Genomic DNA, 24,074 nt, shown 5'->3' on the forward strand with positions numbered 1-24,074 from the left:
AATCGGGAATTGTGCCCGATCGGCTATCGCGTGGAATACTCTGTGGCCCTTGTCATCAGATATGTGAATCGGAATGTGGTCTGTAAGAATCACCTGTCGGGCGCCGAATGACCGAACACCCCGGGCGACCCGCGCTTGCCGAGGGGACCGGTCGATGCTGATCGGTGGCGACGATTCTCTCCCAGGGGGAGGTACAGGTTCATGAGCTTCGAGCCTTCGGGCCGCGATGACCCTGATGTGCCCGGGCTGGTCCCGGTGTCGCCGCGTTCGGACCGGGAACGGTGGCAGGCCGAGTACGTGCGGCGTCTGGAAGCGACGGATTTCGTGGTGATCGTGGCGGCGGTGGTGTTGGCCCAGGTCATCCGGTTCGGCGGTCCGGTGGCGCCGCCGCTGGCGTGGCCGATGCCCTACGAGGTGGGCTACACCGTCGTTTCCGCGGTGCTCGCGGTGAGCTGGATGGGTTTCCTCATCGCGTGCAGCACTCGTTCGCCCCAGGTGGTGGGGAGCGGGACCGAGGAATACCGGCGGCTGGTCTCCGCGACGATGCGGCTGTTCGGGGTGCTCGCGATCATCTCGCTGATCTTCCAGATCGAGTTCGCCCGCGGATATCTGGCGATCGCACTGCCGCTCGGACTTCTCGGCCTGATGTTCAGCAGGCTGGCCTGGCGATTGCACACCCGGTCTCGGCGGCGCAGCCGCGGTGAGTGCCTGACCGCGGTGCTCGTGGTCGGACCGCCGGAGGCGGCCCAGGCGATGGCGGCGGCGTTCTCCCGCGATCCCGCGACCGGGTATCGGGTGGTCGGCGTCTGCGTCCCCGACGGAATACCCGGCAGCGGGGGATATGGGCTGCACGCCTCGGGGCGCAGCATCTCCGTCGTCGGCGACGACCGCTCGGTGTTGGAGGCGGTGCGGCGCAGCGAAGCCGATACCGTCGCCGTCACCGCCACCGACTATCTCGGGCCCGCCGAACTGCGCAGGATGGCGTGGGAACTCGACCCGCTCGGCGTGGAACTCGTCGTCGCGCCGGGCGTCGCCGATATCTCCGGCGCCAGGCTCACCAATCGACTCGTGGCGGGTATGCCGATGCTGCATATCGCCAAACCACAGTACGATCGGGCCAAATCGACCGGCAAGGCGGTATTCGACGTCTGCTTCTCGGCGGCCGTGCTCCTCGCGATACTGCCGGTGCTCCTCGTTATCGCGGTGGCCGTCAAGGTGACGAGTCCCGGCCCGGTGTTCTATCTGTCGGAGCGTATCGGGCGCGGCGGCAAGCCTTTCCGCATGATCAAGTTCCGCAGCATGTACACCGGCGCGGATCGTAGGGTCGCGCATCTGATCGAACACAACGGCGGCAACCCGGTGTTCTTCAAGTTGAAGGACGATCCTCGCGTCACCCCGGTCGGACGTGTCATCCGCAAATTCAGTCTGGACGAACTGCCGCAGTTCCTCAATGTGCTGCGCGGTGAGATGAGCGTGGTCGGCCCGCGCCCCCAAGTGCAGCGCGAGGTCGATACCTACGACGGGGAGATGCGCCGCCGCCTGCTGGTGAAACCGGGCGTGACCGGGCTGTGGCAGGTGAGCGGGCGATCCGATCTCTCCGTGGAGGATTCGGTCCGCTTGGACCTGTCCTATGTCGAGAACTGGTCCATGGTGCTGGATCTGCTGCTCATCGCCAAGACGATCGGCGCGGTCGCTCGGGGCGAGGGCGCCTACTGATCAGCGGCGGTCGTAGACGCTCGCGTCATCGAGCAGGGCGGCGCGGAGCATGGTTTCCGGCACGCCCATCGCCTCGACGAGGGTCAGCGCTTCGGGACGCAGCCGGTCAACCAATTCGTTGACGCCGCGGCGCACGGCCTTGGCCCGTTCCACCGACATGAACCGGTGCATGATGAACCAGGCCGCGTGCTCCTCCACCAGGGAGTAGACGAACAGATCGCATACCTCCCCGGCGAGGCGGCGGGCGTCGGCATCCTCGATATCGGCGATGCCGTCGATGAACGCCTCGAGGACAAGGCGGTCGATATGCGCCGAGCCCGCGGCCAGGATGTGATCCTGGGCATTGTTGAACGCCTCGAACGGGCCGGTCTCCTCGGCGCGGGCGCGTAAGCGGTGCGCCGCGGTGCGCACCAGGTAATCCTCGCGATCGGCGAACAGTTGCAGCTGTACCGAGCGGCGCGACAGATCGCCGTCGTCGACCGATTCGTCGCCGCGATCGCGCATGGTCTGGATCATCTGGCGCACGCCGGAACGTTTGCGCACCACATCTCCGGCCATGGTCGCGGCGAAGCGGACCCAGCCGAGGGCGTCCAGATCGCGGACCTCGTCGGCGTAGGCGGTGAGCAGTTCTTTGGCGACCAGCTGGGTGAGCACCACGTTGTCGCCTTCGAAGGTGGTGAACACATCGGTATCGGCCTTCAGCGTGACCAGGCGATTCTCGGTGAGATAGCCCGCGCCGCCGCAGGCCTCACGGCATTCCTGGATGGCGCGGGTGGCATGCCGGGTCTGGGCGACCTTCAGGCCGGCGGCCCGCTTCTCCAGCGAACGCTGCGCTTCGGGATCGAGGTTCTGCCCGGTCTGCACCAGATGCATGCGGCGCACCAGGTCGTTCTGCGCGAATGCCAGCGCGAACGACCGTGCGACCAGCGGGAAGAGCCTGCGCTGATGGCTGCGGTAATCCATCAGCAGCGTTTCCTCGCCGGTGTCGGGATCGGAGAACTGACGCCGCTTCAGGGCGTAGCGCACCGCGATACTCAACGCGACCCTTGCCCCCGCCGCGGCCGCGCCGCCGACGCTGACCCGGCCGCGCACCAGGGTTCCGAGAGTGGTGAAGAAGCGGCGGCTCGGGTTCTCGATCTCGGAGGTGTATGTGCCGTCCGGCTCCACATCGGCGTAACGGTTCAGCAGGTTCTCCCGGGGGATCCGGACCTGGTCGAAGGTGATGCGCCCGTTGTCGACGCCGGGCAGGCCGCCTTTGAGTCCGTCGTCGTAGGTGGTGACACCCGGCAGATCCGCGCCCTGCTCGTCGCGGATCGGCACGAGCAGACAGTGCACGCCCCTGTTCTCGCCCTGGGTCACGAGCTGGGCGAAAACCGCCGCCATCCTGGCATGTTCGGCGGCGCCGCCGATGTAATCCTTGCGGGCCGACGGCGTCGGGGTATGGATGACGAATTCCTCGGTCGCCGGATCGTAGGTCGCGGTGGTCTCGACATTGGCGACATCGCTGCCGTGGCCGGATTCGGTCATCGCGAAACAGCCGAGTAGATCGAGTGAGAGCAGTCTCTTGATGTACTCGCGGTGCCGTTCGGTGCCGAGGTTCTCCACGGCACCGCCGAACAGCCCCCATTGCACGCCCGCTTTCACCCACAGCGACAGATCGGTGTAGGCCAGCATTTCCAGGCCGGTCACCGCGGCGCCGGGTTCACCGGTGCCGCCGTTCTCGCGCCGGAAGCCGCGCTCGGCATATCCCATGGTCGCGACGGTGCGCATCTGCTCGAGAACCCGGGCTCGCGCCGCCTTGTAATCCAGGTGCGGATCGCCCGCGAATTCGTCTCCCGCGAGATGGGTACGCGCCTCCTCCCTGACATCGCGCCAGGGGCCGTCGAGTGCCGCACGAAGGTGATCCGCCGTCGATGAGCTGCCGGTATCCATAACCCGACGATAACCCGCTGAGTGGGCGGCAAACCTGTGACGCGACAACTGTGATCCAGCTCTTGCCACCACGCTGAACAAGTGTTTAAGCTACTGAACATGCGTTTAATCGACACGCCACCCCGAGCCGCCCCGCGCCGCAAAGATCCGCCGATTCGATGAATGCCTCGGACCTGACCACGGTCGCGCGCATCCGCGACGCGGCGATCGACGTCTTCGGTGAGAGTGGATTCCAGGTCGGTGTCCGGGCGATCGCCGCCGCCGCGGGCGTCTCCCCGGGGCTGGTGAACCATCACTTCGGATCCAAGGAGGGATTGCGCGCCGTCTGCGACGAGCGGGTGCTGGAAATCATCAGGGTCGAGAAGGCCAAGGCCATCAATACTCCCGGACCGGCGGGCATGATCAACGCCCTGGCCGAGATCGAGGTATACGCCCCGGTCGTCGCCTATATGCTGCGCAGTTTCCAGGCAGGCGGAGCGCTGGCCGAATCACTGCTGGAGCACATGATCGACGACGCCGAGAATTACATGCAGGCCGCCGTGGACGCCGGTCAGATCAAACCGAGTCGCGATCCGGCCGCCCGCGCCCGATACATCGTGCTCTGCCATGTCGGAGCAATGAATCTCTACTTACAACTGCGCCAACAGCGTGAGGGAAAAATCGACTACCGCAAGGCGATTCGCGATATCGCCGAGGAGACCACATTCCCGGCGCTCGAGCTCTACACGCAGGGAATGCTGACCGATTCCACGCTGCTGGACGCACTCGACGAGGAGCGATAATGGCCGATCGAGCCACCCAACCGGTAATCGAGATCACCGATCTCACCAAGACATTCGGACATGTCGCAGCCCTCGACGGGCTGAACCTCTCGGTCGACGAGGGGGAAATCCACGGTTTCCTCGGGCCCAACGGCGCGGGTAAATCGACGACTATTCGCGTCCTGCTCGGAATTCTGCGCGCCACCGAGGGCCGCGCCGCGCTGTTCGGGCGTGACCCGTGGACCGACGCGGTCGCCCTGCATCGCGAACTCGCCTATGTGCCCGGCGATGTCACGCTGTGGCCGTCGCTGTCGGGCGGGGAGACCATCGACCTGCTGGCTCGCATGCGCGGCGGTATCGACGCCGGGCGTCGCGCCGAGCTGATCGAACGTTTCGACCTCGACCCGCGCAAGAAGGCGCGCGCCTACTCCAAGGGCAACAGGCAGAAGGTCGCGTTGGTCTCGGCCTTCGCCTCCAATGTGCGACTGCTGCTGCTCGATGAGCCGACCTCGGGTCTGGATCCCCTGATGGAACAGGTATTCCGCGAATGCGCGCGCGAGGCGCAGGAGCGCGGAGCCACGGTACTGCTGTCCAGCCACATCCTGTCCGAGGTGGAGGCGCTGTGCGATCGGGTGACGATCATCCGGTCGGGCCGCACCGTGGAAAGCGGTTCGCTGTCGGATATGCGGCATCTCTCGCGCACCTCGATCACCGCCGAATTACTCGGCGATCCAGGCGATCTCACCCGGATCGCCGGGGTCGACGACGTCGTGCGCGACGGCTCGACGCTGCGCTGCCAGGTGGACGGGGAACATCTGGGCGAACTGATCCGGGTGCTCGGCGACACCGGGCTGCGCAGCCTCACCAGTGCCCCGCCGACACTGGAGGAATTGTTCCTGCGGCACTACCACGTCGAAGGCGCGGCACAGGAGTCCGGGGAGAAGGTGCGGGCATGACCACCGTCACCGCCGAAAGCGGTTTCAGCGCACCGGTATCGCGCCGATCGCCCGATTTCGCGGGCACCCGGCAGGTGCTCCGGCTCATCCTGCGCCGAGATCGGATCGTGTTGCCGCTGTGGGTACTCGCCTTCGGACTGTTGCCGACGTTCTATGTGGTCAGTACCCAGGGCGTGTACGACACCGAGGCCGGACTCGAGAACTACGCCAGGTCCATCACCGACAGCCCCGCGCTCGTCGCGATGTACGGACCGGTTTTCGGGACCGAACTCGGCTCGATCGGATTGTGGAAGGCGGGACCGTTCTACGCGATGATCGCGATCGCGACGATCCTGACCGTCATCCGGCACACCCGCGTCGAGGAGGAGACCGGGCGCGCGGAGTTGGTGGGGTCCACCAGTATCGGCCGCTACGCGGGACTGACCGCCGCGCTGATGATGACGAGCGTCGGCTGCGCACTCGTCGGCGTGCTCGCCGCCGCCGCGTTGATCGGCAGCGGTCTGCCCGCCGGCGGTGCGGTGGCCTACGGCGCGGCGCTCGGTGGTTCCGGGCTGGTCTGGGCCTCGGTAGCCGCGGTCGCCGCGCAGGTGAGCACCGGGGCCAGGGTCGCGCGCGGGATCGCCTTCGCCGCGCTCGGTACGGCATTCGCGCTGCGCGCGGTCGGCGACGCGGGCAACGGCGTGCTGTCCTGGTTCTCGCCGCTGGGCTGGTGTATCAATATGCGCCCGTTCGCCGACGAACGCTGGTGGGTGCTGATCCCGCTGACGGTGCTCGCCGTGTCGGGCACCGTCGCGGCCTACGCGCTGCTGCGTCATCGGGATACCGGGTCGGGGCTGCTGGCCGAACGACCGGGCCCGGCGGTGGCCGCGCCGGGGCTGTCCGGTGCGGCGGGGCTGGCCTGGCGGCTGCATCGCGGCGCTCTGCTCGCGTGGTCGGTCGGATTCCTGCTGTACGGGCTGCTGATGGGCGGGGCCATCGACAGCGTCGGTGAGATGCTCGACGACAGTCAGCAGGTCAAGGACGTGATTGCCAGGATGGGCGGCTCCGACGTGCTGCAGAACTCCTTCATCACCTTCGCGGTGTCCTTCCTCGCCATCGCGGCGGCTGCCTATTCGATCTCGGCGGTGCTGCGGCTGCACGAGGAGGAGAACACCCAGCGCGCCGAGACGGCGCTGGCCGGATCGGTGAGTCGCGAGCGATACGCGTTGAGCCACCTCGGTTTCGCGCTGATCGGGCCCGCGCTGCTGTTGGTGATCGCCGGTGGGGCGATCGGCGTCGTCTACGGTGCGATGGACGGCGCGATCGTGGAGAAGGTCGGCGACTCGCTCGGCGCCGCGCTGGTCCAGGTGCCCGCCGTCTGGGTGCTGACGGGGATCGCGGTGGCGATCTTCGGTCTCGCGCCGCGGTTCGCCCCGATGGCCTGGGGTGTGCTCAGCGCGATGCTGGTCGTCTTCTTCCTCGGGGCGCTGGACGGATTGCCGCAGTGGCTGGTCGACGTGGTGCCTTTCGTGCACCCGCCGAAACTGCCTGGCGCGCCGTGGCAGTGGCGGCCGATCCTGTGGCTGCTCGCCGTCTCCGCGGTGTTGATCGGGGTCGGTATCGCGGCATTCCGTCGCCGTGACCTGCGCTGACACGTCTCCCGGCACCGGAGGAACCGGCCGGTCGATGTGGCATTCGGCATGTCTGTGACAGGCGCGGATGCGCGATCGCGGAGGAGTTGACTACGTTCGCGGGCATGGGTCTTGACGCACTCTCGGGAGCAGAAGAGACGATTTCGCGGTCCGGGCACACCGGCAGGCGCGGGCGCTTACGGCCGCGTCGAGCGTTGCGGGTGCCGGGGGTTACCCAGGCCGTCGGCCTGCTGGTCGCGGACCGGCAGGCCATGGCCGACACCATCGTGTCGGCTCCGACGCCACTGCAACCGATCGATCTGGCCGATGACGCGAGGGTCGCCGAAGTACTCGATCTCGCCGTGCGGGTCGGGGAGGTCGTGCTGGCCTCGGGCACCGGCGTGATCGACACCACGACCCAGGTCCGCTTCATCGCCGCCACCTACGGCCTGGCGCGCTGCGATATCGACGTCACCTACGACGCCATCCGCATCTGGGCCGATCGCGGTCCCCGCCTGCCGCCCGCGAGCACCATGCGCGTCGTGCACTACCGGTCGCTGGATTTCACGCGGCTCGCGGCCGTCGACCGGCTCACCCGCCGTATCCGCACCCAGGTCGTCGCCCCCGACGACGCGCGCGCCGCGCTCGACGCCATCACCACCGCGCCGCATCCCTACCACCGCTGGACCGCCACCTTCGGCTGGTCGCTGCTCGCCGCGGCCATCGGCGCGCTGCTCGGCGGCGGCTGGCTGGTGGCGGCGGTCAGTTTCGGCACCACCGCACTCATCGACCGGGTGAACCGGGTGCTCAACGGTTACGGCCTCCCGTTCTTCTTCCAACATATGGCGGGCGGCGTCATCGCGGCGACGCCGGCCATCGTCTTGTCCACGCTGGCGGGACCGCTCGGGATCGCCGTCGACCCGACGCTCATCATCGCGGCGGGAAATCACGGTGCTGCTCAGTGGTCTGCAATTGGTCGGCGCGGTACAGGACGCCATCACGGGTGCGCCGATCACCGCGTCCGCGCGACTGCTCGAGGTCATGATGATGACCGGCGGCATCGTCGCGGGCATCGTGCTCGCGCTGCGTCTGGGCCAGGTGCTCGGCGCGACGGCGCCCTCCATCGATATGACCTCCGGCCGCGATCTCATCGATCTGCCGGTCAAATTGGTCGCGGGCGCGGTGGCCGCGTTCGCCTTCGCGCTGGCCTGCTACGCGGAGCGCCGGGCGCTGGCCGCGGCCGCGTTGGGCGGGGCGGCGGGCATCATCTGCTTCCTGCTCGTTCAGCAGGCCGGTTTCGGGCCGATCATCTCCTCCGGCGTAGCGGCGACGATGGTCGGTCTGGCCGGTGGTCTGATGGCGCGGCGGTCGTTGACGCCGCCGCTGGTCGTCGCGGTCGCGGGCATCACGCCCTTGCTGCCCGGTCTGAAGGTGTACCGCGGGCTCTACGCACTGCTGACCGACGAACTGCTGCTCGGGTTCAATCAGCTGCTCGCGGCCTTCTGCGTCGGCTGTGCCCTGGCGGCGGGCGTCACTCTCGGCGAATGGTTCGACCGGACCCAATTGCGGCCGCGGATCCTGCGCCGATTCGGTTCGCTGCGTAGGCCGGTCGTGCGCAGGCGCAGGCGCGGGTCTTCGGTCGCGTGACTCGGTGGCGGGGGGCTCGCGCGCGCGGATGCGCTAGACCGAACACTCGTGCGTCGGCGGTATCGAACCGGTATGGTCGGTGCGGATTATGAGGGTATCCATACGGGTTGCTCACGGGCGATGGTGAGGTGGTTCGGATATGTCGGATGACGCGGCGACGTTCTCGGCCCAGATCCGTTCGGCGACCGAACGTCAGCACGCCGAGGCCGAGAATTCCTCGTTCATCGGCGAGATGCTGAGCGGCTCACTCGGTATCGCGTCCTATCAGCGCTACACCGTCCAGCTGTGGTTCATCTACCGCGCGCTGGAAGCCCACTGGGACCTCCTCGCCGCCGATCCGATCGCCGCGCCGTTCATCCGGCCCGAACTGGCGAGGATCGCCGAACTCGAACGCGATCTCGCCCATCTGATCGGCCCGCGATGGCGTGACGGACTCACCGCGCTGCCCGCGACCACGGCCTATGCCACGCGTATCGAGGAATGCGCCACGCAGTGGCCCGCTGGCTATATCGCCCACCACTACACCCGCTACCTCGGTGACCTCTCCGGCGGTCAGGTCATCCGGGGTACCGCCGAGAAACTGTGGGATCTGCCGCGCCGCGGCGACGGAGTGCGGTTCTACGTCTTCGACGGCATCGGCAATCCGGCCGCTTTCAAGCGCGAATACCGCCGACTGCTCGATGAATTGGCGGTCGACGACCTCGAGCGCCGCCGCGTCATCGATGAAGGGCAGCGGGCTTTCGCGATGAATGCGGCGGTATTCGCCGAACTCGGCGCGGAATTCCCGGCGCGCCGCCCGTCCTGAACGGTCGAACCGGGCTGTTGCCGCGTCGTCGGTGGAGTCGATGCCGACGGTCGACGTGAAGATCCGGTCGACCGAGGGTTCGTGCCCGCCGCGAGTCGCGTGGGCGCGCACAGCACGATGACCAGGGCGATCGCGGCGGCCGCACCGCCGATGACATCGGTGACGAGGTGATAGCCGAGCCCGATCATGCCGACCGCGACCCCGCCCAGTGACAACGCCGTCACCACCACGACGACGTAGCGCGTCGCGACCGAATCGGTCAGCAGCACGAAGGTCGCCGCGATGGCGACCAGATGCACGGTGTGCCCGCTCGGGTACGCCGAATAGTCGGATAACGGCCGGTCCCACAACGGTTTCAGGATCCAGGTATTGACCGCCACGGCCACCTCGGGAACCACGAGCATCGTGGCGGCGCGCCACCATCGGCGGTGCACCGCGAACCAGGCGGCGGCGGCGAACAACAGCGGAATCAGGATGTAGGCATCGCTGGGGACGACCAGGACCCGATACAGCGCGCGGTACCGATCCAGGTTGTCGAGTATCGGCGCCGCCACCTCGCGGTCGGCCCGCGTCGGACCACCATCGGCGGGGAAACTCAGCGGCACCGCGGCCACGATGGCGATACAGACCGCGACGACGCCGAGCCGTGCCGTGCCGAAGGTCTGCCGTACAGCGATCACGCCGACGACCCTAACCGGTGGCGGGATCGTCGGTCAGGGCCCGTAGGTCGTGATCGCCATGATGACGAACCACAGCACCCACGCGATCCCGATGACCATGCCGATGGTCAGCACGGCGCGCATGAAAGCCCTGCCCATATCGATATCGCCGGCCTCCGTCGGATACAGCTTCCACGGGCTGTACCAGGGCGCTTCGATGATGGGTCGCTTCGCCTCCTGAGCGGCTCTCGCCATCTCCTCGGCGTAGGCCTCGGCCTGGGCCTGCTGCGGGCCACCGTGCCACAGGGTGATATCGATGGGCCCGAGGAAACCCTCGTGCAGCAGTTCCTGCGGCGCGGGCAGATACGGCAGGATGCCGAGACCGCGGAACGCGACCGCGACGTCGTTGGCCGTCCACAGGTGCTTCTCCGACTCCGACAGCGCCTCGAAATAGTGGCGCAGCCGCCCCGGATCGTTGCCGAGGATGACATCGAAACTCGGGTCGTTCCACTCCTGTTGGACCTTCAGCTCGGCCCCGCGCAGCGGGACGACGAGCGCGACGCCGTGCACAGCGCGCTGCCCGAGTCCGCGCGCTGCCAGCCAGCTCTGCAAGGCGAAGGTGTGATCGCGGGATTTGTCCAGCGGTGTACGCCGATCCCTGCCCTCGAGGGCGGCGGGTTCGCCGTCGATCGTCCACGGCCCGTTGAGCGGGATATCCAGGACGCCGTCCTGGCGGGTCGACAGCGCCTCCGCCTCGATCACCACGCAACTGGTCGGCGTCCAGACCACCGCGTCGAACTGGTGCAGCCGATCCTCGTGGAACAGACTGCAATTGATCGTCGCAACCCCGTGCGGGCTGCCCGGATCCTTCCAGGTGCGCAACCAGTCGATCAGCGCCCGTTCGGCATGTGTGCCTGTCGGGTTCTGCACTCGCACGAGCATTCGCGACCGCCCTTCACGTCGTCCCTCGACAGGATACGAGCATGACGGCCGTGCGCGCCGCAGACACGGTCACTCGGGCAGTTCCGCGGCCAGCTTCCCGGCCTCGACCGCGGCGACCAATTCGGCGTGATCGGCTTCGGTGCGGTCGGCGTAGCGGACCGCGAAGGAGGTGACCGCGTCGTCGAAACTCTCGTCGCCATCGAGATATCCGGAGGTCAGGCGCGGATCGAGCGAACGCGAATGCGCCCGTGCCAGCAGCGCGCCCGCGAGTCTGCCGTAATCGTCGAGATCATCGGCGCCGAGTCCGGCCGGATCGATACTGCCCTTGAGATTACGGAACTGGCGCACGATGAACGGCAGTTCCGCCTCGCCGAGACGCACCGAGGTCCAGCCGAGCAGGATATCGGTTTCGGCCTGAACGAGCCTGGCGCCCTGCACGATTCGCTCACCCTCGTGGCATTCGGGGCGCGGCGGGAGATACGGCGACAACGCCGAGGGAATGGACTGCTTGAGCTGCAGCACCAGGGATTCGCCGTCGTTGCCGTGCAGCAGTGCCACATAGCTGTGCAGCCCGACGCTGCCGGTACCGACGATGCGGAACGCGATGTCGGACACCGCGAATCGGGTGACCAGATTGCGTCGCGATTCCCGCAGGGTGTCGGTGTAGCGTTCGAGACCGTCGACGACCGCGTCGGCCACCTCCGCCGCGACGGCGGTGAGAACCGGTGGGTCGCTGATGAATCGCTGTTTGCGGACGCCGGTCTCGTGGTCATCGATGTGTTCGGTCCACTTCGAGGCCACCTTGGCGCTGGTGTTCTTGCGCGCTTTCTTGGCCGCCTTCTGGAAATTGTCCAGCAGATCGTCGGCCTTGGCCGCGCTGAGCACGGATTCGTCCGGCAACGCGGTCCACGACTCCATGAACGGCAATGCGGCGAGCCGATCGATGGAGGTCCGGTACGAGGTGGCCGCGTCGCGTGCGGCGGCGCGGCACCCGTCCTCGTCCACGCCCGATTCCCGGCCGGCCAGGACGAGACTGGCCGCGAGGCGCTCCAGGTCCCACTCCCACGGCCCGACCACGGTCTCGTCGAAATCGTTGATATCCATGACGATTTCGCCGCGCTGCGTGCCGTACAGGCCGAAGTTGGCGGCATGGGCGTCGCCGCAGATCTGCGCGTCCAATCCGCTCACCGGACTGTGCGCCAGATCGGCCGCCATCAACCCCGCCGCACCCCGGTAGAAGGTGAACGGTCCCGACATCATTCGCCCGACCCGCAGGGGCACCAGATGCGGCAGCCGATTCGCGTGGCTCGCCTCGAGGAATTCCAGAACTCCCGGACGCCGCGGACCGATGGCGTCGCGATCGCGCACAGTCACCGGCACGCGCTCACGCAATGCCCGCCCACGAGCCCGCACCTCATCGGCGGGGACGTAGGTCCGTAAATCGATCCCATCCACCGTGACATTTTCGCAGCGCCTGCGGCGTGGCGGGTTCGCGGCCCCTTCGAGACGGCCGCGACCGGTCACCCGTCGGGCTCGCTCCGTACGGGGCCGGGACAGCGCGCGGATACGAAATGCGCTGCGGGTGTTCAGCCGCGAGTGGTTCGCTCGCGACTATTTCGGGTCCTGCCGGATTCCGGACGGCGCGGGCCCCGCTTCGTGTGCCGTTGTCGGGTCGAGGGGGGGTGGTGTTCGCGCGATCGGCTCGCAGCGCAGGGTCGACGGGGGTCAGGGGGAGCAGCAGGGCGCCGGGGGCGGTATCGGGGACCGCGGGGTGGTCAGGGGGGACCGGGTCGATTCGGCGGTAGGGGGTGCCGAGGGGCGGGCGCGGGTCGGATTCGTTTCTGTTGGGCCAGAACGCCATGGCGCGTTCGGCTTGGGCGGTGATGGTCAGCGACGGGTTGACGCCCAGATTCGCGGTGACGGCCGAGCCGTCGGCGACGTGCAGGCCGGGATGACCGAAGATCCGCTGGTACGGGTCGACGACGCCGGTGTCGGCGCTCTCGCCGATGACGCAGCCGCCGATGTAGTGGGCCGTTGCCGGGATGTTGAACACATCCATGACCAGACCGTGGGTGTCGCCGTCGACCTTGGCGCCGAATCTGCGGCCGATATCGTGCGCGAGGGGTATCCAGCTTGGATTCGGTTCACCGGTGCCCGCCTTGGTCTTCAGCAGGCCGCGCTTGCGGTACGAGGTGAGCGAGTTGTCCAGCGATTGCATCACCAGCAGGATCACCGATTTCTCCGACGCATGCCTGGCATCGAGGCTGCGCAGGAACACCAGCGGATGCAGCACGACAGCGAGCAGGAAACGCAGGAACCGGAAGGCGCCGCCGTCCACGATCGGCACCGACATCGGGAACAGGGCGTTCTGTCCCGCGCCGTAGTGGCAGACCTCGACGTGGGTATCGGCCTCGGGATGGATGGAGGAGGTGATCGCGATGCCCTCGGCGAAATCGGCGCGCGAGCGGCTCACCACATTCAGGATTGCCTCGGAATTACTCCGGGTCAGCTCGCCCAGGCGCGGCGACAACTCCGGGAGCACTCGCTCGTCGCGCATCTTGTGCAGGAGTTTCTGCGTGCCGAGCGCCGCTCCGGCGAAGACGACTTGTTCGGCGGTGAATGTTCTGGGCTGCTTGCGGATCCAACGGTCCGAGCGCACGGTCCGCACCGCGTAACCGCCGCCGGACAGCGGCCTGACCTCGGTGGCCGTGGTCAGCGGATGCACCTGCGCGCCTAATTGTTCGGCGAGGTACAGGTAGTTCTTGGGGGTGGTGTTCTTGGCGTTGTGCGGGCAGCCGGTGAAACACCGCGCGCAGTGAACGCAGCCGCGCCTACGCGGCCCGACACCGCCGAAGTAGGGGTCGTCGACTTCGGCGCCGGGATCGTCCTCGTTGAAATACACCCCGACGCGGGTCGGGTGGAAGGTGTCGCCGACGCCGAGATCCTCGGCGATCTCTCGGATCACCTGATCGGCGGGAGTCATCCGCGGGTTCGTCGTCACCCCGAGCATGCGCTGGGCCTGGTCGTAGTACGGCGCCAGTTCGTCGCGCCAGTCGGTGATATGCGCCCACTGTTTGTCGGTATAGAAATTCGGTAACGGTTCGTAGAGCGTATTGCCGTAGATGAGCGAGCCCCCGCCGACTCCCGCCCCGGAGAACACCGCGCATTTGCCGAGGACACTGATGCGCTGGGTGCCGGTGAGGCCGAGTCGCGGCGCCCAGATGGATTTGCGCACATCCCAATTCGTGCGCGGCAGATCCTCCGGATCCCAGCGCCTGCCCGCCTCGAGTACGCCGACCCGGTACCCCTTCTCGGTGAGCCGCAGCGCGCTCACGCTGCCGCCGAATCCGGAACCGATCACAACCACGTCGTAGTCGAATGCGGGCATGGCTTCCTCTCGCTCACATGGTCGGGCAGCTGAGATGGTTTCACATTCATTCTTTCACCACGTCGGATGTGACATAACCCGTCGATCCGGCAGGATCCGTCGTGGGCAACCGCGTGCCCGGATGGCGGCGGCCGGGGTCGGTGCGGTAAGCACTGGACTGTGACAACCGAATCGGGGGCGACGGAACCGCACGGTGAAGCCGACGCCGAAACCGGCGTGCGGGCCATCCTCGCCGACCGCATCCTGACCGTCCCGAATCTGCTGAGCGTGCTACGACTGCTCGGTGTTCCCCTGTTCCTGTGGTTGCTGCTCGTCGTGCGGGCCGACGGCTGGGCGTTCGCCCTGCTGATCGCCAGCGGTGTCACCGACTTCCTCGACGGAAAGCTGGCCAGGCTCCTCGACCAGTCCTCGCGCCTCGGCGCGCTGCTCGACCCGTTCGTGGATCGGCTGTACCTGGTGACCACGCTGCTCGCCTTCGTCGTGCGCGGGCTCATCCCGTGGTGGGTGGCGGTCATCCTGGTCGGGCGCGATCTGGTCCTCACCCTGACGCTCGGAGTCTACAAGCGCCGCGACCTCGATCCGCCCGAAGTCATCTACCTGGGTAAGGCGGCGACCTTCGCGCTGATGTCGGCGTTGCCCTGGCTGCTGGCCGGAGAGATGGACTGGCCGCTCGACGCTTTCGGCCGGGCTTTCGGCGGGGCGTTCCTGATCTGGGGTACCGCGGTTTACGTATGGACGGGTGTTCTGTACCTGGGCAAGGCCGTCGCGGTGGCGCGCGCGATACCGGCTGTGCCACAGCGCACCCCGTAACGGAGACGTCGGGTCGGCCTCGTGGGCGAGCCTCGAATAGAGTTGCGTGCGACCTTGACGAAGAAAGGACGGCCTTGTGACCCAGACCCCCGAGGATCTGCGCTACACCGAGGAGCACGAATGGGTGCGCCGAATCGGCCCGACCACGGTCCGGGTCGGCATCACCGACTACGCCCAGTCACAGCTCGGTGACGTCGTGTTCGTGCAGTTGCCCGACGCGGATAACGATGTCGCCGCGGGGGACAGTGTCGCCGAGGTGGAATCGACCAAGAGCGTTTCCGACATCTACACCCCGCTGACCGCGAAAGTCGTTGCGGTGAACGAGGAACTGGCGCAGGCGCCGGAGACGCTGAACACCGATCCCTACGGTGCGGGCTGGCTGTTCGAGTTGGAGGTCGCCGACGCCGCCGGCCTCGACGACACGCTCTCCGAACTACTGGATGCCGCAGGTTATCAAGGAGTTATCGGGGGCTGAATCAGCCTTCCCTGTTCTACCTGCACGGGCCCGCCCCGGCAGGGTACGGTCAATGCCAACAGAGTCCGGCAGCCGATGCCGGTGTTCTCGTGACACGACACGTCGTGTCAATGAAGGCATCACCTGCTTGTATGGATAATCAGGTTCGAGGAGGAGAGAAACGGTGAGCGAGAACAAAGACCCGGGTTACCAGGAGACCGCGGCCGAGACGACGTCGGTCTTCCGCGCGGATTTCCTGAACGAGGTCGACGCGTCGCGCTCCGGAGAGCCGACCGGCGAACAGCCGGTCCAAGGGGTCGAGGGTCTGCCCGTTGGCGCGGCCCTCTTGGTCGTCAAGCGTGGTCCGAACGCGGGCTCGCGGTTCCTGCTGGATCAGCCGACCACGTCGGCCGGTCGTCACCCCGACAGTGACATATTTCTCGACGATGTCACCGTCAGCCGTCGGCACGCCGAATTCCGGCAGGACGACGACACGTTCCAGGTCGTGGATGTGGGCAGCCTGAACGGCACCTACGTGAATCGGGAGCCGGTCGACTCCTCGGAGCTGCAGAACGGTGACGAAGTACAGATCGGGAAGTTCCGGCTCGTCTTCCTGACCGGTCCGCGCGCGCATGTCAGCGAGCCGTCGGCGGGTGCGGGCTCGCTATGAGCGAGCACGGCGAGTGAATCGACTGCCGGCGCTCGGCGCGCGTGACGCCGCCGAGCGCGGGCCCGGCGGATACAAGGGTGGGACGGTGTCGGCGATCATGAAAGGCTCGGCACTGTGACAGGTGCGGCGCAGTGGGCGCGCGGAGGTATGTCGATCGGCTCCGTCCTGGATCTGCTGCGCCCCGACTTTCCCGACGTCACCATCTCGAAGATCCGCTTCCTCGAGGCCGAGGGCCTGATCAGGCCCGAGCGCACACCCTCCGGATATCGCCGATTCTCGGTCGCCGACTGCGAACGACTGCGGTTCGTGCTGACCGCCCAGCGGGACCAATACCTGCCGTTGAAGGTGATCAAGGAACAACTCGAGGCCATCGATAGCGGAGCCGCGACGCTGGGTGTCAGAGAAGCGCGTGCCCGTGCCGTCTCCGGCCGCGTCGGCGCGGAGTCGGCGCGGGTCGCCGAGTCCGATCCCACGGCCGAGCCGGCGGGTCGCCCCGCTCGGGTTGCGGGCGCCGCCGCGCCCCGTAGGCTCGGCGTCGTGCCCGGTGAGATTTCACCCGACGAACTGCGGTTCGATCACGAAATCCGGCTCACCCGTGCGGATCTGCTCCAGCAGGCCGAGATAGACGAGAAATTCCTCGTCGATCTGATCCGGGCGAACCTGATCACCCCCGGGCCCGCGGGTTTCTTCGATACCGAAGCGGTCACGCTGGCGAGAACCGCCAAGGCGATGGCCGAATTCGGGCTGGAGGCACGGCATCTGCGCGCCTTCAAACTGGCCGCCGACCGCGAGGCCGCGCTGGTGGCGCAGATCGTCGCGCCGATCGCCAAGAGTCGCGACGCGAGCGCTCGGGCGCGGGCCGAGGAGACGGCGCGCGAGCTCGCCGCCCTCTCGCTCACTCTGCATACGTGCCTGGTCAAGGCATCGGTGCGCAATTCGCTCGGCAGCTGAGCCGCCGCACCTTTCCCGCGTGTCGTACGCGCGCGTCGGCGCGGGGATCCCCGCGCGTATTCCACCGTGACAACACGCAGGTTTCGGCTCAGTACACCGATCGCGGCACTGCTCGGAGTTCGCTTAGACTCGGTGGTACGGCGAGCTCCGCAGCGGTCATGCCGGGCGGCCGGCGAGTATGGGAGGCAGTGCGATGAGTGAGATGCGCGTCATCGGCATTCGTGTCGAGCAGCCGCAGAACCAGCCCGTGCTCTTGCTGCGCGAAGTGTCCGGGGACCGGTATCTGCCGATCTGGATCGGGCAGGCGGAGGCGACTGCGATCGTGCTGGAACAGGAGGGGGTGACCCCGATCCGCCCACTGACTCACGATCTGATCAAGATCCTGATCGCCGAGCTCGGGCATACCCTCAAGGAAGTGCGGATCGTCGACCTGCAGGAGGGCACGTTCTACGCGGATCTGGTGTTCGACAACGAGTTGACCATCTCCGCGCGTCCCTCCGATTCGATTGCGATCGCCTTGCGGGTGGGTTGCCCGATCTACGCCGAAGAGGCTGTGCTCGAGGAAGCGGGGCTGGTGATGCCGGACGAGCGCGAGGACGAGGTGGAGAAGTTCAAAGAGTTCCTGGAGTCGGTCTCCCCGGACGATTTCAAGGCCACCGATAGCTGAACGGTATGGCTATCTTCTAGCCCTGAACTACAGGTCGAGACTTTTACCGCGCGTCGCGTTTGGATCGATGATGCTGCTCCCAGGAGAATCAGTGGGAGTAATCTCGACAGTTGGGCCATGTCCGTTACGGCGGGTAGATGGTCGTCACGGAGCCGGGTCATCGATGAGGCAAGGCGTCGGCGAAGCAAGGGAGTGGTCAGTGGCAGAGCAATCGCAGGATGTGGTACAGCCAGGCCTGTTCCCGGATGATTCGGTGCCCGACGATCTAGTCGGCTATCGCGTCCCCAGCGCGTGTCAGGTGGCGGGCATCACTTACCGACAGCTCGATTATTGGGCACGCACCGGACTGGTCGTGCCGTCGATTCGCGGTGCGGCGGGATCGGGCAGTCAGCGCCTGTACTCGTTCAAGGACATCTTGGTTCTGAAGATCGTCAAGCGACTGCTGGATGCGGGCATCTCGCTTCAGAACATCAGGATCGCGGTCGATCATCTGCGCAGCCGCGGTGTTCAGGATCTGGCGGGTATCACCCTGTTCTCGGACGGCACCTCGGTCTACGAATGCGCCTCGCCCGAGGAAGTCGTCGATTTACTGCAGGGCGGGCAGGGAGTGTTCGGTATCGCCGTCAGTGGCGCCATGCGGGAATTGACCGGCGCGATCGCCAATTTCCCCGCCGAACGGGCCTCCGCCGTGACCGAGCGCCCCGAGGACGAGTTGGCCTACCGTCGCAAGGCGCGGATGGATTCCAAGACCGGCTGAGATCCGGTGCGGGCCGTCCCGGAGGGCACCGGGGCGGCCTTTTCTGTGGAGATCGCCCTCGTAGCGTCGAGTGATGAGGGCGACACAGACCTGAAGACCGGGTTCGAGGGCCACTCCGCATAAACTGGACGGTGCGTCGCCGCCGTGCGGGAGAGTTCCGGTCTCGACATGAGTCCGGGCGCCGAAGGAGCAGCACCTCCCCGTCAATCTCTCAGGCAACCGGACCGTACGGGCTTCGGCGCCTCTGGAAAGTGGTGGCCCCGTGTCGCCCGCCCATGGGGAAAGGGATGACAACTCCCGAATCTCTCAGGCTCCACGACAGAGGGGGAGGGCTGGTACCTGTCGACCGCGTGGTCGACCCGCCCGACCCCTTGGAGCTGACGTGACTCGATCTTTCGCCGACCGCCACATCGGACCGGACCGGGGTGAACTCGCCCGGATGCTGCCGGTCGTCGGCGTCGCCTCGCTGGACGAGCTGGCGACCGCCGCGATCCCGGCCCGCATCCTCGACGACACCGTGGTGTCGCTGGCCGGATTACCGCAGGCCGCGACCGAACACGAGGTGCTCGCCGAACTGGCGGCGCTGGCCAACGCGAACAGCGTGTCCACCTCGATGATCGGGCTCGGGTATTACGACACGCTGACCCCGCCCGTGCTGGTGCGCAATCTGCTGGAGAATCCGGCCTGGTACACCGCCTACACGCCCTATCAGCCCGAGATCAGCCAGGGCAGGCTCGAGGCGCTGCTCAACTTCCAGACCATGGTGTCCGACCTCACCGGCATGGATGTCGCCAACGCGTCCATGTTGGACGAGGCCACCGCGGCGGCCGAGGCGATGACCTTGCTGCGCCGCGCGGGCCGGTCGAAATCCAGCAGGTTGCTCATCGATGCCGATCTGTTCCCGCAGACCAGGACGGTGCTGTCGACCCGCGCCGAGCCGCTCGGCATCGAGATCATCGAGGCGGATCTGTCCTCCGGCGTGCTGCCCGACGGTGACTTCTTCGGAGTGCTCGTGCAGGTACCTGGCGCGTCCGGCCGCGTCGTCGACTGGAGCGCGGTCATCGCCGCCGCGCACGAACGCGGCGCGCTCGTCGCGGTCGGCGCCGACCTGCTCGCGCTGACATTGATCACCGCGCCGGGGGAGCAGGGCGCCGACGTCTGCTTCGGCACTACCCAGCGCTTCGGGGTGCCGCTCGGCTTCGGCGGCCCGCACGCCGGTTACCTCGCGGTCAGGCAGGCCTACGCGCGTCAACTGCCAGGGCGGCTGGTCGGGGTCTCGGTCGACGCGGACGGCGATCCGGCCTACCGGCTCGCCCTGCAGACCCGTGAGCAGCACATCCGCCGTGAGAAGGCCACCTCGAATATCTGTACCGCGCAGGTGCTGCTCGCGATCGTGGCGGCCATGTACGTGAGTTACCACGGCGCCGACGGTCTGCGCGCGATCGCGCGACGGGTACACGCGCACGCGGCGGCCATCGCGGCGGGGCTCGGCGGTGCGCTCGTGCACGGTGATTTCTTCGACACCGTGCTGGCGCGAGTGCCCGGCAGCGCGGAAGCCGTTGTCGCGAAGGCGAAATCACGCGGTATCAACCTGCGGCTGGTCGACGCCGATCACGTCGGCATCGCCTGTGACGAGGCGACGACGCAGACGCATGTCGCGGCGGTACTCGAATCCTTCGGCACCGCACGGTCCTTGGATGCGGCGGCCCCCGTGGAGGGTGAGATTTCCTCGGCCGCGATCGAAACCCGCACCTCGGAATTCCTCACCCATCCGGCCTTCACCAGCTACCACACGGAAACCGCGATGTTGCGGTACCTGCGCAGGCTCTCGGACAAGGATATCGCCTTGGACCGCAGCATGATTCCGCTCGGATCGTGCACCATGAAGCTGAACTCGACCGCGGAGATGGAGCCGATCACCTGGCCCGGGTTCGCGCGGGTGCACCCGTACGCACCCGTCGAGGACGCGCCGGGTCTGTTGCGGGTCATCTCGGACCTGGAGAACTGGCTGGCGGAGATCACCGGTTACGACGCGGTGAGCCTGCAGCCGAACGCGGGCAGCCAGGGCGAGTACGCCGGATTGCTCGCCATTCGGCGCTACCACCTCGATCGCGGTGACGCGCACCGCGATACCTGCCTCATCCCCTCCAGCGCGCACGGCACCAACGCGGCATCGGCCGCCATGGCAGGCATGCGGGTCGAGGTGGTGAAATGCCGCGATAACGGCGATGTCGACCTGGACGACCTGCGTGCCAAGATCGCCGACCACGCCGAGCGGCTGTCCTGCATCATGATCACCTACCCCTCCACCCACGGTGTCTACGAGCACGAGGTCGCCGAATTGTGCGCGCTGGTGCACGAGGCGGGCGGCCAGGTCTACGTCGACGGGGCGAATCTGAACGCCCTGGTCGGATTGGCGCGTCCCGGACATTTCGGCGGTGACGTCAGTCACCTCAATCTGCACAAGACGTTCTGCATTCCGCACGGCGGCGGCGGACCCGGCGTCGGCCCGGTGGCGGTGCGCTCGCACCTCGCGAAGTATCTGCCGGGCGACCCGCTGGAACCGGGCTCGCACGCGGTTTCGGCCGCGAAATACGGCTCTGCCTCGATCCTTCCGATCACTTGGGCCTATATCCGGATGATGGGCGCCGACGGGCTGCGTCGCGCGACCCTGTCCGCGATCGCCTCGGCCAACTACATCGCCCGCAGGCTCGACGAGTATTTCCCGGTGTTGTACACCGGCGACAACGGAATGGTCGCGCACGAGTGCATTCTGGATCTGCGCGAGATCACCAAACGGACCGGCGTAACCGTCGATGATGTGGCCAAGCGTCTGGCCGATTACGGCTTCCACGCGCCGACCATGAGTTTCCCGGTGGCCGGCACGTTGATGGTCGAGCCGACCGAAAGCGAGAACCTCGCCGAAATCGATGAGTTCATCGAGGCGATGATCGCCATCCGCGCGGAAATCGACCAGGTCGGCGCGGGCGTCTGGCCGATCGAGGACAATCCGCTGCGCGGTGCGCCGCACACCGCGGCGAGCCTGGTCGGGGAGTGGGAGCATCCGTACAGCCGCGAGACCGCGGTCTACCCGCGTGGTCTGGCGCACGCGCGGGCGAAGGTGTGGCCCTCGGTCCGTCGTATCGACGGCGCGTACGGCGACCGCAATCTGGTGTGCTCCTGCCCGCCGCCGCAGGCATACGCCGACTGAGCGAGCCCGGGGCTATGGGCTATAGCCCGGGGGCTATGGGCTGGTCAGTGCCTTCACCACGGTGCTGGCGAAGGTGAGATTGTCCGACGTCGCCACCCGGGTGTAGGTGCCGCCGGTCTTCTCGGTGAGATCCTTCAGGGTTTCGGTCCCGCTGCCGCCGATGACGACGATATCGATGCGTACAGGGCGCGCTTTGTCGGTGGCGGCGGTGATGTCGGCGAGGAGTTGGGCACCGGTCAGCGAGGAGTCGTCATCGGGGCCGTCGGTGACGATCAGCACCGAATTGGTGCGGCCCGCGGCATAGTTCGCGACCGCCGCGCGGTAGGCGGCGAGCACTGTCGGGTACGCCTGATCCGTCCGGGATTCGCTGGCGCGCACCTTGTCCAGCGCGGTGTCGATGGCGGTGCGCTGGGTGGTGCTCAGCGGCGCGGTCGACGCGAGTACGTCGTAGGGCTTTGTGCCATCGAGATTCTTGGCGAACGTCCACACCCCGAGCCCGAAATCCGGGGGCATCACATTCATGGTGGAACGCAGCGCGCCGAGACTGTTGGACAGCCGGGTGCCGGAGCCCTCCGACGTCGACATCGACGCCGAGACGTCGAGTACGACCGTGGACTGCACGCCGAGCACCGGATGGGCGAGGGTCGCGGCGACCTTGTCGAGGGCTTCGCGTGAAGCGCCCGGCCCGGTTTCTGGCGGCTGCGCGGTGAAACCGGCCTGGGTGAAGATGGCCGACTGCTCCGGCGCGCGCAGGTATTCGGCGAAGACGCTGGCGATCAGATTCTGAGTCTGGTCCACCCACTGTCCGGACATCATCGCGGCCGGGTGGTCGGCGATCGGAGCGGCTCCGGCGGGCCGGTATGCCACGAGCCCGAGCCGGGTAGCCAGTTGCTGCTCGGTAGCGGCGACGGCGTGGATATCGGCGTTGCGCTGCTGCTGTGCGGTCGCGATGGCATCGAGCGCGGCGCCCGTATCGGCCACCTCCGGCGCGCCCGCGGCCAATCCGGATACCGCCGCGATCACCTGACCGGACTGCGCGGCCGCGGCGGTGAGCGGATCGGCGCCGGAAACCGTCGCGGCGACCGCGGTCGCCGCGGCCAGCGTCGCGTCGCCATCGGGTTGGGCCATGCGCAGTCCACCCCAGCCGGACAGCCCGATATCGCCGAGCGAGCCCTGTTGCAGGGTGGGGAGATCGCTCCAGGCGACCTTCGCCTCGTCCAGTGACCGTCGCAGTTCCTCGGTGACCGCCAAGACGATGGGGCTGGCCGCGACCGGCGTCGGATCACCTTCGATGAGACCGGGCACCCGCGTGGCCTCGATGGACCGGGAGGATTGCGGGATCCACAGCGCGGGCTGCGGCCCCAGCGTGCCGTCCCACACCCCGCCCGCGGTGAAACCCGCGACGATCGTGGCCGAGGGCCGCGCCGTGACCACCACTTTCGCGCAATGATCGCGTACCTGCGGCGTGGTCGCGTTGTACTTGTCCGCGACGGCCCGTACGGGCGCTTCGATATCGGGGTCGACGGTGACGAAAAGCGTCGCCTCGCCTTCGACGCATTCGGCCGCCGCCGCGCTGTCGCGGTCGGCGGCGCGATCCCGGAACTGGAACCACGCGAAGACCGCTACCACTAGCAAGACGATTGTCACCGCTGCGATAACCGGACCTTTGCTGACGCCCCGGGATTTGATTCCGCTGCGATGAGTGCCCACGACGGTCAGTGTATGTTCACCTCGCGGGGTGCTCTACGGCGAGGGCCGCGTGTGCGCACGGGCCGCCGTCGCGCGCTCGCGCCACGACGACGACCCGCGCCGCCGCCGAGTGCCCCTCACTCGCGGATCATGCGACCGCGGTCGAATTCGTGCCCGCCCCAGACTCCGGATTGCCCGGTGCCCGAGGCGAATTCGCGGCAGGCCGCGCGGATCGGGCACCCGGCGCAGATCTCTCGCGCGTACTCGAAATCCTGCGACGGGTAGGGGAACCACGCCTCGTGATTCGGGTCACCCCGGCACGCCGCGCGATGCCACTCCCGGCTGTCCGAGAGCGGGAGCAGGTCGACGAGTGCCAACTCCTCGGCTGTCGAGTTCTCGGCTGTCGAGTTCTCGGCAAAGGACGGCTGGGTGCGGACGGTCATATTCCT

Annotated in this window: 17 protein-coding genes, 3 pseudogenes and 1 riboswitch; of the genes and pseudogenes, 13 read left to right on the forward strand and 7 right to left on the reverse strand. The window is 67.4% G+C overall.

Annotated features, from left to right (window positions below):
• Positions 1 to 201: 201 nt before the first annotated feature.
• Positions 202 to 1,716 (forward strand): sugar transferase, encoded by a 1,515-nt coding sequence (locus ABZS43_RS24610; RefSeq protein WP_355038302.1) that lies wholly within the window; start codon positions 202 to 204, stop codon positions 1,714 to 1,716.
• Here ABZS43_RS24610 and ABZS43_RS24615 read toward each other — a convergent pair whose 3' ends face one another.
• The gene (locus ABZS43_RS24615; RefSeq protein WP_355038303.1) at positions 1,717 to 3,648 is read right to left on the reverse strand and encodes an acyl-CoA dehydrogenase; all 1,932 of its coding nucleotides are present in this window, start codon (positions 3,646 to 3,648) and stop codon (positions 1,717 to 1,719) included.
• A gap of 158 nt (positions 3,649 to 3,806) precedes the next feature.
• Here ABZS43_RS24615 and ABZS43_RS24620 point away from each other — a divergent pair, with 158 nt between their 5' ends.
• The 5 genes and pseudogenes from ABZS43_RS24620 to ABZS43_RS24640 all read left to right on the forward strand — a co-directional run bounded on the left by ABZS43_RS24620 (position 3,807) and on the right by ABZS43_RS24640 (position 9,427).
• Positions 3,807 to 4,430, forward strand: coding sequence for a TetR family transcriptional regulator (locus ABZS43_RS24620; RefSeq protein WP_355038304.1), 624 nt, complete (start codon positions 3,807 to 3,809; stop codon positions 4,428 to 4,430).
• Positions 4,430 to 5,365, forward strand: a complete 936-nt coding sequence (locus tag ABZS43_RS24625; protein ID WP_355038305.1) for an ABC transporter ATP-binding protein — start codon at positions 4,430 to 4,432, stop codon at positions 5,363 to 5,365. The genes ABZS43_RS24620 and ABZS43_RS24625 overlap by 1 nt, the downstream gene beginning before the upstream one ends.
• The gene (locus tag ABZS43_RS24630) at positions 5,362 to 6,996 is read left to right on the forward strand and encodes an ABC transporter permease (protein ID WP_355038306.1); all 1,635 of its coding nucleotides are present in this window, start codon (positions 5,362 to 5,364) and stop codon (positions 6,994 to 6,996) included. The genes ABZS43_RS24625 and ABZS43_RS24630 overlap by 4 nt, the downstream gene beginning before the upstream one ends.
• Positions 6,997 to 7,196: 200 nt before the next feature.
• Positions 7,197 to 8,622: pseudogene (locus ABZS43_RS24635) on the forward strand (threonine/serine exporter family protein).
• A gap of 139 nt (positions 8,623 to 8,761) precedes the next feature.
• Positions 8,762 to 9,427 (forward strand): biliverdin-producing heme oxygenase, encoded by a 666-nt coding sequence (locus ABZS43_RS24640; protein WP_355038307.1) that lies wholly within the window; start codon positions 8,762 to 8,764, stop codon positions 9,425 to 9,427.
• Between the two features lie 122 nt (positions 9,428 to 9,549).
• Here the strand turns inward: ABZS43_RS24640 and ABZS43_RS24645 are convergent.
• From ABZS43_RS24645 to ABZS43_RS24660, 4 genes and pseudogenes are all read right to left on the reverse strand, one after another.
• Positions 9,550 to 9,831, reverse strand: a pseudogene (locus tag ABZS43_RS24645) (phosphatase PAP2 family protein); the annotation flags it as partial.
• Positions 9,832 to 10,140: 309 nt separating this feature from the next.
• A complete protein-coding gene (locus tag ABZS43_RS24650) occupies positions 10,141 to 11,016 on the reverse strand; it encodes a nuclease-related domain-containing protein (protein ID WP_355038308.1) in 876 nt (291 codons plus the stop codon).
• 81 nt (positions 11,017 to 11,097) lie between these two features.
• On the reverse strand, positions 11,098 to 12,483 hold the full coding sequence (locus tag ABZS43_RS24655; protein ID WP_355038309.1) for a DUF2252 domain-containing protein: 1,386 nt from the start codon (positions 12,481 to 12,483) through the stop codon (positions 11,098 to 11,100).
• 262 nt (positions 12,484 to 12,745) lie between these two features.
• Positions 12,746 to 14,416 (reverse strand): annotated as a pseudogene (locus tag ABZS43_RS24660) (GMC family oxidoreductase); the annotation flags it as partial.
• Between the two features lie 216 nt (positions 14,417 to 14,632).
• Here ABZS43_RS24660 and ABZS43_RS24665 point away from each other — a divergent pair.
• From ABZS43_RS24665 to gcvP, 7 genes are all read left to right on the forward strand, one after another.
• Entirely contained in the window at positions 14,633 to 15,226 is a 594-nt protein-coding gene (locus tag ABZS43_RS24665; RefSeq protein ID WP_355038329.1) for a CDP-alcohol phosphatidyltransferase family protein, read from the forward strand.
• Between the two features lie 76 nt (positions 15,227 to 15,302).
• A complete protein-coding gene (gcvH, locus tag ABZS43_RS24670) occupies positions 15,303 to 15,701 on the forward strand; it encodes a glycine cleavage system protein GcvH (RefSeq protein ID WP_355038310.1) in 399 nt (132 codons plus the stop codon).
• A gap of 163 nt (positions 15,702 to 15,864) precedes the next feature.
• On the forward strand, positions 15,865 to 16,350 hold the full coding sequence (gene garA, locus ABZS43_RS24675; RefSeq protein ID WP_355038311.1) for a glycogen accumulation regulator GarA: 486 nt from the start codon (positions 15,865 to 15,867) through the stop codon (positions 16,348 to 16,350).
• Positions 16,351 to 16,497: 147 nt separating this feature from the next.
• Entirely contained in the window at positions 16,498 to 17,301 is an 804-nt protein-coding gene (locus tag ABZS43_RS24680) for a MerR family transcriptional regulator (protein ID WP_355038330.1), read from the forward strand.
• A 193-nt stretch (positions 17,302 to 17,494) separates the two neighbouring features.
• Positions 17,495 to 17,968, forward strand: a complete 474-nt coding sequence (locus ABZS43_RS24685; RefSeq protein ID WP_355038312.1) for a bifunctional nuclease family protein — start codon at positions 17,495 to 17,497, stop codon at positions 17,966 to 17,968.
• Positions 17,969 to 18,131: 163 nt separating this feature from the next.
• Positions 18,132 to 18,725 (forward strand): MerR family transcriptional regulator, encoded by a 594-nt coding sequence (locus ABZS43_RS24690; RefSeq protein ID WP_355038313.1) that lies wholly within the window; start codon positions 18,132 to 18,134, stop codon positions 18,723 to 18,725.
• 137 nt (positions 18,726 to 18,862) lie between these two features.
• A riboswitch (glycine riboswitch) is annotated at positions 18,863 to 18,962 on the forward strand.
• A 202-nt stretch (positions 18,963 to 19,164) separates the two neighbouring features.
• Positions 19,165 to 21,936, forward strand: a complete 2,772-nt coding sequence (gcvP, locus tag ABZS43_RS24695; RefSeq protein WP_355038331.1) for an aminomethyl-transferring glycine dehydrogenase — start codon at positions 19,165 to 19,167, stop codon at positions 21,934 to 21,936.
• 33 nt (positions 21,937 to 21,969) lie between these two features.
• On the opposite strand, the gene ABZS43_RS24700 is transcribed toward gcvP, so the two are convergent.
• Both ABZS43_RS24700 and ABZS43_RS24705 read right to left on the reverse strand, forming a co-directional pair.
• Positions 21,970 to 23,583, reverse strand: coding sequence for a substrate-binding domain-containing protein (locus tag ABZS43_RS24700; protein WP_355038314.1), 1,614 nt, complete (start codon positions 23,581 to 23,583; stop codon positions 21,970 to 21,972).
• A gap of 179 nt (positions 23,584 to 23,762) precedes the next feature.
• The gene (locus ABZS43_RS24705; RefSeq protein ID WP_355038315.1) at positions 23,763 to 24,068 is read right to left on the reverse strand and encodes a WhiB family transcriptional regulator; all 306 of its coding nucleotides are present in this window, start codon (positions 24,066 to 24,068) and stop codon (positions 23,763 to 23,765) included.
• Between the last annotated feature and the right edge of the window lie 6 nt (positions 24,069 to 24,074).

It is taken from the genome of Nocardia sp. NPDC005366, from assembly GCF_040606855.1.
Taxonomy (GTDB): Bacteria; Actinomycetota; Actinomycetes; order Mycobacteriales; family Mycobacteriaceae; genus Nocardia.

Bases quoted from the DNA above. Each gene is read 5' to 3' on its own strand.
- gcvP (WP_355038331.1), top strand. From the start codon at position 19,165: ATGCTGCCGGTCGTCGGCGTCGCCTCGCTGGACGAGCTGGCGACCGCC.
- ABZS43_RS24705 (WP_355038315.1), bottom strand. From the start codon at position 24,068: ATGACCGTCCGCACCCAGCCGTCCTTTGCCGAGAACTCGACAGCCGAG.
- ABZS43_RS24685 (WP_355038312.1), top strand. From the start codon at position 17,495: ATGAGTGAGATGCGCGTCATCGGCATTCGTGTCGAGCAGCCGCAGAAC.
- ABZS43_RS24610 (WP_355038302.1), top strand. From the start codon at position 202: ATGAGCTTCGAGCCTTCGGGCCGCGATGACCCTGATGTGCCCGGGCTG.
- ABZS43_RS24640 (WP_355038307.1), top strand. From the start codon at position 8,762: ATGTCGGATGACGCGGCGACGTTCTCGGCCCAGATCCGTTCGGCGACC.
- ABZS43_RS24620 (WP_355038304.1), top strand. From the start codon at position 3,807: ATGAATGCCTCGGACCTGACCACGGTCGCGCGCATCCGCGACGCGGCG.
- ABZS43_RS24625 (WP_355038305.1), top strand. From the start codon at position 4,430: ATGGCCGATCGAGCCACCCAACCGGTAATCGAGATCACCGATCTCACC.
- ABZS43_RS24680 (WP_355038330.1), top strand. From the start codon at position 16,498: ATGTCGATCGGCTCCGTCCTGGATCTGCTGCGCCCCGACTTTCCCGAC.
- ABZS43_RS24690 (WP_355038313.1), top strand. From the start codon at position 18,132: ATGAGGCAAGGCGTCGGCGAAGCAAGGGAGTGGTCAGTGGCAGAGCAA.
- ABZS43_RS24615 (WP_355038303.1), bottom strand. From the start codon at position 3,648: ATGGATACCGGCAGCTCATCGACGGCGGATCACCTTCGTGCGGCACTC.
- ABZS43_RS24630 (WP_355038306.1), top strand. From the start codon at position 5,362: ATGACCACCGTCACCGCCGAAAGCGGTTTCAGCGCACCGGTATCGCGC.